This window comes from Saccharopolyspora sp. MMCC62 (assembly GCF_057736575.1).
Genome location: NZ_JBYKCM010000007.1, coordinates 136,217 through 145,536, shown reverse-complemented (window position 1 = coordinate 145,536; position 9,320 = coordinate 136,217). Strand labels below are relative to the sequence as shown.

Sequence of the window (9,320 nt, the reverse complement as noted above, 5' to 3'; positions counted from 1 at the left end):
ACCGCGCCCCCGAACGGAGCCCCACGTGAGTCGACAGATCCTCCGCCTGCCGGTCTGGCGCGACGAGCCGGTGCGGCCCGGTGCCGCGGCGGTCGCCGACCGGCGGCTCGTCGTGCTCTGCGACGTCCCCGACGCCGAGGCGGCCGCGCTGCGGTCGGTGTCGGTGGCGCGGGTGGACGGTCGCGCGGACGGTGCCGCCGCGGGCTTCGAGCACGCCGCCACCCGGCTGCTCGGCGAGCTCCAGCGCGTGCTCGCCGCGGGCGGGCCCTGCCACGTGCAGGTGGTGTGCCCGGCCGGGACCGCGACCGGGTACGCCGGACTGCTCGGCCTGCTGCGCACCGCGTCCCAGGAGGACCCGGGCCTGCGCGGGCAGCTCGTCGAGTTCGACCGGATCCCCGCCGGACCGGAACTCGCGCGGGTGCTCACCGCGGAGCTCGGATCCGCCGACGAGCACGTCCGCTACGACGGCGGCCGCCGCCGGGTCCGCGACTGGGAACCGGTGTCCCGCCCGGACGCGCCGATGCCGTGGAAGTCCGGCGGCGTCTACCTGATCACCGGGGGAGCGGGCGGGCTCGGCGCGCTGCTCGCCGCCGACATCGCCCGGCACGCCCCGGACGCGCATCCGGTGCTGTGCGGGCGGTCCGAGTCGCGCGAGGTGCCGCACGGCGAGTACCGGCGCCTCGACGTCACCGACCGCGCCGCCGTCGCCGAGCTCGTCGCCGACGTGGTGCGCGAGCACGGCCGGCTGGACGGCGTGCTGCACGCCGCGGGGCTCGTCGAGGACGACTACCTCATCCGCAAGTCCTTCCAGCAGGCGCAGCGGGTGCTGGCGCCGAAGGTCGCCGGGCTCGTGCACCTCGACCACGCCACCCGCGACCTGCCGCTGGACTTCTTCGCCGCGTTCTCCTCGGGCGCCGGGACGCTCGGCAACGCCGGGCAGGGCGACTACGCCGCCGCGAACGGCTTCCTGGACGCCCACCTGGCGCACCGCGCCGAGCTCGTCGCCGCCGGGACCCGCAGCGGGACCAGCGCGTCGATCGGCTGGCCGCTGTGGCAGGACGGCGGCCTGCACGTCGCCGCCGAGGAGATCCCGGCGCTCACCGCCCGCTTCGGGCACCCGCTCTCGACCGGCACCGCGCTGCGCGCCCTGCGCGAGGCGCTGGCGGTCGGAGCACCCCAACTGCTGGTCATCGACGAGGAGGGCGACGTGCCGGAGCGACCGGGAGACCTGCGGGCGGCGGTGCTGCCCGCGCTGAAGGAACTGGTCGCCGCGACGGTGCGGCTGGACCCGGCGAAGCTCGACGCGGCCGCGCCGCTGGACTCCTTCGGCATCGACTCGCTGGCGGTGACCCGGCTGAACCGCGGTTTCGCGCGCTGGTTCGGGTCGCTGCCGAAGACGCTGCTCTACCAGCACCCGACGCTGCACGACCTCGCCGGGCACCTCGCCGAGCGCGACCCGGAGGGGTGCAGGCGGTGGCTCGCGGAGCGCGCGCCCGAGGAGGCGGTGGCAGGCACCGGCCCGGCCCGCGCCGAACCGCGGCCCGCGCCCCGCCCGCTCGGCCCCGCCGAGCCCATCGCGATCATCGGCCTCACCGGCCGCTACCCGGACGCCCCCACCCTCGACGAGTTCTGGCACAACCTGCGCACCGGCCGCGACAGCGTCCGCGAGATCCCCGCCGAGCGCTGGTCGCTGGACGGGTTCTACGAACCCGACCCGCAGCGCGCCGTGCGGCAGGGCGCCAGCTACGGCAAGTGGGGCGGGTTCCTGGACGACTTCGACCGCTTCGACGCCGCGTTCTTCGGCATCGCCCCCCGCGAGGCCGCCGACCTCGACCCGCAGGAACGGCTGTTCGTGGAAGCCTCCTGGTCGGTGCTGGAGGACGCCGGCTACACCCGCGAGCGGATCGCCGACCGGCACGGCGGCCGCGTCGGCGTGTTCGCCGGGATCACCAAGAACGGCTTCGACCGGAACAGTCCACAACGGACGGACGCGGCGCCGCGGACCTCGTTCGCCTCGCTGGCGAACCGGGTGTCCTACCTGCTGGACCTGCGCGGGCCGAGCATGCCGATCGACACCATGTGCTCGTCCTCGCTCACCGCGATCCACGAAGCGTGCGAGCACCTGCGCCGCGGCGACTGCGAACTCGCCATCGCCGGGGGCGTGAACCTCTACCTGCACCCGTCGACCTTCGTGGAGCTGTGCCGGTCCCGGATGCTCGCCTCCGGGCCCGCGTGCCGGAGCTTCGGCGACGGCGGCGACGGCTTCGTGCCCGGGGAAGGCGTCGGCGCGGTGCTGCTCAAACCGCTGGCGCAGGCCGAAGCCGACGGGGACCCGATCCGCGCGGTCGTGCTCGGCTCCGCCATCGGACACGGCGGCCGCTCCAACGGCTACACGGTGCCGAACCCGCGCGCCCAGGCGGCCGTGGTGCGCGAGGCGCTGGAGCGCGCGGGCGTGCCCGCCCGCGACGTGGGCTACCTGGAGGCGCACGGCACCGGCACCCGGCTCGGCGACCCGGTCGAGGTCGACGGGCTGACCGAGGTCTTCGCCGGGCAGGACGGGTCCTTCGCCGGGCAGGACGGGGCAGTCGCCGGGCAGGTCGGCCGGTGCGCGCTGGGTTCCGCCAAGTCCAACATCGGGCACTTGGAGGCTGCGGCGGGCATCGCCGGGCTCACCAAGGCGGTGCTCCAGCTGGAGCACGGCGCGTTCGCCCCCACGCTGCACGCCGACCAGCCCAACCCCGAGATCGACTTCGCCGCCACCCCGTTCGCCCTGCAGACCACCGCCGCCGATTGGCCGGCCGCGGACGACCGCCCGCGCATCGCCGGGGTGTCCTCGTTCGGCGCGGGCGGCGCCAACGCGCACCTGGTGCTCGCCGAGCACCGGCCCGCGCCCGTCGTCCCGGCCGAGACGGGTGCGGTGCTGCTCCCGTTGTCCGCCCGCACCCCCGAGGACCTGCTCGCCCGCGCCGCGCAGCTCGCCGAATGGCTGGACGCCGCCGAGCCGGACCTGGCCGCCGTCGCCGCGACCTTGCAGCTCGGGCGCGAACCGATGGACGAGCGGGTGTGCTTCATCGCGAGCACCGCAGCCGAATGGCGGGAGCAGCTGCGCGCCTTCCGCGCCGACCCCTCGGGCGAGGGGCCGTGGCACCGCGGCCGGGTCCGCGCCACCCGCGAAACGCTGAACGCCCTGGCGGGCAAGGACGAGCTCCGCGCGCTCGTCGCGCAGTGGGCCGCCCGCGGTGAGCTGGGCGAGCTCGCCGCGTTCTGGGCGAAGGGGATGCCGCTGGACTGGTCCGCGCTGCGCCCCGTCGCGCGCCGGGTGCACCTGCCCGCGTACCCGTTCGCCGGGCGCCGGTTCTGGTTCGAGCCCGGGGAGATCGCGGCTGCCGAGAACGCAGCTGCCGTGAACGCGACCGCCGCGACCGCCGCTGAACCTCGCCCCGCCATCGCCGCCGAGAGCTCGCCCGCCCCCGCGGCCTCGCCCGCCGATGTGGAGCGGGTGCTGCTGGACGCGGTCGGCGACGCCCTGGACATGCCGGTCGCGGACGTCGAGCGGCGCCGGCCGTTCGCCGACTACGGCCTGGACTCCATCCTCGGCGTCAACCTGGTGCACACCCTCAACGCGGCCCTCGGTACCGAACTGGAGACCACCGACCTCTTCGACCACGGCAGCGTCGAACGGTTGCGGGCGTTCCTGCTCGACACCTACGGCGCCGCGCTGCGCGTCCACGGTGCCGCCGAAGCCGACGCGCCCGCCGCCGACGCGTCCGCGGCCGCAGCGCCCGCCGCCGACGCACCCGTCACGACGCCGGAACTCGCCGCGACGCCGGAACCCGTTGCGGCGGCGGCGAAGACCCGACCGGTCGAGGACGACGTGATCGCCGTCGTCGGCATGTCCGCCCGCTACGCCGACGCCGAAGACCCGCAGGCCCTCTGGGACCACCTCGTCGCCGGCGCGGACCTGCTCGAACCCGTCACCCGCTGGCAGCTCGGCCCCGAGATCACCTGCCGCTCCGGCAGCTTCCTGCGCGGCATCGACCGCTTCGACCCGGTGTTCTTCTCGATGTCCGGCGTCGAAGCCACCTACACCGACCCGCAGCAGCGGATCTTCCTGGAGCAGTGCTGGAACGCCCTCGAAGACGGTGGCTACACCGGCGAACGGCTGCGCGAACGCAACTGCGGCGTGTACGTCGGCTGCTACACCGGCGACTACTACGACCACCTCGACGAGGCCCCGCCCGCGCAGGCGCTGTGGGGCACCATGGGCTCGGTCGTCGCCTCCCGCATCGCCTACCAGCTGGACCTGCGCGGGCCGGCGTTGACGACCGACACCTCCTGCTCCAGTTCGCTGGTGTCGTTGCACCTGGCCTGCCGCGACCTGCTCTCCGGGGCGACGGACCTGGCGATCTCCGGTGGCGTGTTCGTGCAGACCACGCCCCGGCTGTACCGCTCGGCGAGCCGAGCCGGGATGCTCTCGCCGACCGGGCGCTGCCACGGCTTCGACGCCCGCGCCGACGGGTTCGTGCCCGGCGAAGGCGCCGGCGCGGTGCTGCTGAAGCGGCTCGCCGACGCCGAACGCGACGGCGACCACGTCCACGGGCTGATCCGCGCCACCGGGATCAACCAGGACGGGACCACCAACGGCCTCACCGCGCCCAGCGCCGCCTCCCAGGAACGGCTGCTGCGCGAGGTGCACGCCGAAGCCGGGATCGAACCCGGCGGCATCCAGCTGGTGGAGGCGCACGGCACCGGCACCCAGCTCGGCGACCCCATCGAGTTCCGCGCGCTCACTCGTGCCTTCGCCGGGGCTCCCACCGGGTCGGCCTCGCTGGGCACCGTCAAGAACAACCTGGGCCACACCCAGTTCGCCGCCGGGATCGCCGGGGTGCTGAAGTCGCTGCTGGCGCTGCGGTACCGGCGGATCCCCGGCTGGCCCGGCTTCGGCGAGCCGAACGCGGCGCTCGCGCTGGACGGCAGCCCGTTCCGCATCGACCGGGACACCCGCGATTGGCCGGAACCCGCCTCGGGACCGCGCCGCGCCGCGGTGAGCTCGTTCGGCGCCAGCGGCACCAACGCGCACGTGGTGCTGGAGGAGCACCGCGGCGTCCCGATCGCCGACACCCCCGGCGAGCACGCCTTCCTGCTGTCGGCGCGCACGCCCGCCGCGCTGCGGTCCGTGGTGGAGCGGCTGCTCGCGCACCTCGACCGGGAACCCGGCCTGCCCGCCGCAGCCGTCGCGCACAGCCTCGCCGCCGGGCGCAGCCACTTCCCGCACCGGCTCGCCACCACCGCCGCCGGCCTGCCCGCGCTGGCCGACCGGCTGCGCGGCTGGCTCGCCGGGAACGCGGGGCCGGAGGTGCTGACCGGGGAGACCGCCGCCGATCCGCGGCCCGTCGACGGGGACCGCGCGCTGGCACCGCAGGAGCTCGCGCGGGCGTACGTGCGCGGGGAGGTGGACTGGTTCACCGCGAGCTTCCCGGCCGCCGCGCGCCGCCAGGTGCCGCTGCCGACCTACCCGTTCGAGCGGCAGCGGTACTGGATCGAACGGCCCGCCGCCGCGCACACCGCCGGCCCCGCACCCTTCGAGGCGGCTCCCGCAACATCCGAGGCGGCCGCGACCGCGCGGCCCGCGGCGGCCACCGCTCCGGCGGACCCCGCCTACCGGATCCGGCTCAGCGGTGACGAGTTCTTCCTCGCCGACCACCACGTCAACGGCCGCGCCGTGCTGCCCGGCGTGCTCTCGCTGGAGTTCGCCCACCGCGCCGCCACCGGCGACCGCACCGCGCCGCTGCGGCTGCGCGACGTGGTGTGGCCCGCGCCGTTTCCCGTCGCCGACGACGGCGCCGAGCTGGCGGTGCGCCTCGACGGCGACGCGTTCCGGGTGCTGCGCGACGGCACCGAGGTGCACGCCCAGGGGCGCATCGCGGAACCCGCCGCCCCGCAACCGGAATCCCTCGACGCGCTGCGCGCCCGCTGCGCCCACCGCACCCTCACCCGGCAGCAGTGCCACGACGCGCTGGAGGCCGTCGGCATCCGGCACGGCGACCGGCTGCGCGCCGTGCAGGGTCTGTCCATAGGGGATGGTGAGGTGCTGGCCCGGCTGGAACTGCCCGCGGGCACCGGTGCTCCCGGCGAGTTCGCGCTGCACCCGGCGATGCTGGACAGCGCCATCCAGGCCGTCGTCGGCCTGCACGGCGACACCACCGGCGCGCTCGCCGAACGCCGCGGCGCGCCCGCGCTGCCGTTCGCGCTGGAGCACGTCGACCTCTTCACCCCCACCACCGCGCGCATGTGGGCACACCTGCGCCACGCGGCGGGCTACGAACCCGCCCCCGACCGGGACGTGACCAAAGTGGACATCGACCTGTACGACGACGGCGGACGGCTCAGCGCGAGCCTGCGCGGCTACGCCTCCCGCCAGGTGACCGGCGCCGAGGAGCCCGCCGCCACGTTGCTCGCCCCGACCTGGGACGCGCTGCCCGCGGACGACGACGCCCCGCACTGGCCCGCCCCGCAGGCCCGCGTGGTGCTCGTCGGCGGCACTCCCGAGGAGCAGGCCGCGCTGCGCCGCCACCACCCGGCCGCCACCGTCCTCGACGTCGTCGCCGAGGCCACCGTCGAGCAGCTCACCGCACTGCTGCCCGCCGACGTCGAGCACGTGTACTGGACCGCCCCGGCCGCCGACGGCCCGGAGCAAGCCCCGATCGCGCTGTTCCGGCTGGTCAAGGCGCTGCTGGCCGGAGGTGCCGACGCCCGCGAACTCGGCCTCACCGCGCTCACCCGCCGCGCGCGGCTGCTGCCCGGCGACACCGGCTCCGACCCGGCGCAGGCCGGGGTGCACGGATTGCTCGGCACCGTGGCCAAGGAGTACCCGCACTGGCAGGTCCGCGGTGCCGACCTGGACGGACCGGTCCCGTGGTCCGCGGTCCGCGCGCTGCCCGCCGACCCGAACGGCGAAACCCTCGCGCACCGCCACGGCGAGTGGTACCGGCAGCGGCTCCTCGAAGTCCCCGCGCCCGGCGCCACCGCCGCACCTCCGCAGCCCGGCGGCGTCGTCGTCGCCATCGGCGGTGCGGGCGGCATCGGCCAGGTGTGGACCGAGCACCTGCTGCGCCACCACGGCACCCAGGTCGTGTGGCTCGGCCGCCGCCCGCAGGACGCCGAGATCACCGCGAAGCAGGACGCGCTCGCCGCGCACGGCCCGCGCCCCGACTACGTGCGGGCCGACGCCACCGACCGGGACGCGCTCGCCCGCGCCCGGGACGAGATCGTGCGCAGGCACGGCCCGATCACCGGGGTGCTGCACTCGGCGATCGTGCTCGGGGACCAGACCCTCGCCCGGATGGACGAGGAACGGTTCCGCACCACCTTCGCGGTCAAGGCCGACGTGTCGGTCAACCTCGCCGAGGTGTTCGCGGGCCAGCCGCTGCGGTTCGCCGCGTTCTTCTCCTCGATGCAGGCGTTCTTCAAGGCACCGGGCCAGGCCAACTACGCGGCGGGCTGCACCTTCGCCGACGCCTGGGCCGAGACCCTCCAGGACCGGCTCGGCTGCCCGGTGAAGGTGCTGAACTGGGGCTACTGGGCGGGCGTCGGCATCGTCACCGCCGACGGCTACCGGCAGCGGATGGCGCAGCTCGGCCTCGGCTCCATCGAACCCGAGGAGGGCATGGCCGCGTTCGACGCGCTGCTGGCCTCCCCGCACCCGCAGCTGGCGCTGCTCAAGGCCTCGGACAGCCGCAGCATCGACGGCCGCTACTCCGAGGACGCGCTCACCCACCTGCCCGCCACCACGCCGTCGCTGATCGGCGAGCTGCGCGCGGGCAGGCCGGACCGGCACGACGAGGTCGCCCGGCTGCGGGCCGGCGCGGACGGGCACGCCGGGTCGATGCACGACGCGCTGGTGCGCATCACCTGGGCGCTGCTGCGCTCGCTCGGGCTGTTCGCCGACGACCGCGCCGCCACCGCCGCCGAATGGCGCGCCGTCGGCGGCGTGCAGGACCGCTACCAGCGGTGGATGCGGCACAGCCTCACCGTGCTCGCCGAAGCCGGGCACCTGCGCCACGACGGCGACGACCGCTACGCCCGCACCGACGCCCGCCCGGTCGACCTGGACGCCGCCTGGGCGGACTGGGACCGGGACAAGGACCGCTGGCTCACCGAGGACGCCAAGCGCGCCCAGGCCGTGCTGGTGGACACCACGCTGCGGGCGCTGCCGGACATCCTCACCGGGCGCCGCCCCGCCACCGACGTGATGTTCCCCGGCACCTCGCTGCACCTCGTCGAGGCCGTGTACAAGAACAACCCGGTCGCCGACTACTTCAACGACGTGCTCGCCGACACCCTCGTCGACTACCTGCGGCGGCGGCTGGAGCAGGACCCCGGCGCGCGGCTGCGCATCCTGGAGATCGGGGCGGGCACCGGCGGCACCAGCGCCGTCGTGTTCCGCCGCCTGCAACCGTGGGCCGAGCGCATCGAGACCTACCGCTACACCGACATCTCCAAGGCGTTCCTGCTGCACGCCAAGAAGGCCTACGGCCCGATCGCGCCCTACCTGGACGGCCGGATCTTCAACGCGGAGCAGCCGCTGGCGGGCCAGGACACCGATCCCGGCCAGTTCGACGTGGTCATCGCCACCAACGTGCTGCACGCGACCCGCAACATCCGCAACACGCTGCGCAACGCGAAGGCCGCGGCCCGGCCGAACGCGGTGCTGCTGCTCAACGAGCTGTCCGACAACATCGTGTTCAGCCACCTCACGTTCGGGCTGCTGGACGGCTGGTGGCTCTACGACGACCCGGCGCCGCGCATCGCCGGGTCTCCCGGGCTGTCCCCGGAGAACTGGACCCGGCTGCTGGCCGAGGTCGGGTTCCGCAGCGCGTTCGTCGGCGCCGAGGGGGCCGACGACCTCGGCCAGCAGGTGATCGTGGCCGAGAGCGACGGCGTGGTGCGCCAGCCGCGCGAGGTGTCCGCGTTCCGCGGGGTGCTGGCGGACGCGGCCCCGGTGCGCCCGGTCGCCTCGGCCGAACCGGTCGAGAACCCCGCTGCGGCGGCGGGAACCCGTTCGTCCGATCTGGACGGTGCGCGGCGGGTGCGGGAAGCCGCCGCCGACTACTTCCGGGGGCTCGTGGCCGAGACGCTGCAGCTGCCCGTCGCCGACATCCGCTCCGACGTGCCCTTCGACCGCTACGGCATCGATTCCATCCTGGTGGTGCAGCTGACCGACGCGGTGCGCCGGGTGCTCGACGACGTGGGCAGCACGCTGTTCTTCGAGGTCCGCGACGTGGACGGGCTGGTGGCGCACTTCCTGCGCACCCAGCCGG

1 protein-coding gene (cut by a window edge) is annotated in these 9,320 nt (G+C 75.5%); it reads left to right on the top strand.

Annotated features, from left to right (window positions below):
- Window positions 1-25: 25 nt before the first annotated feature.
- Window positions 26-9,320, top strand: the beginning of a protein-coding gene (locus AC29IT_RS17835) for an SDR family NAD(P)-dependent oxidoreductase (RefSeq protein ID WP_488219499.1). It continues 15,242 nt past the right edge of the window; the window shows 9,295 of its 24,537 coding nt (coding positions 1-9,295); its start codon is at window positions 26-28; the stop codon falls past the right edge of the window.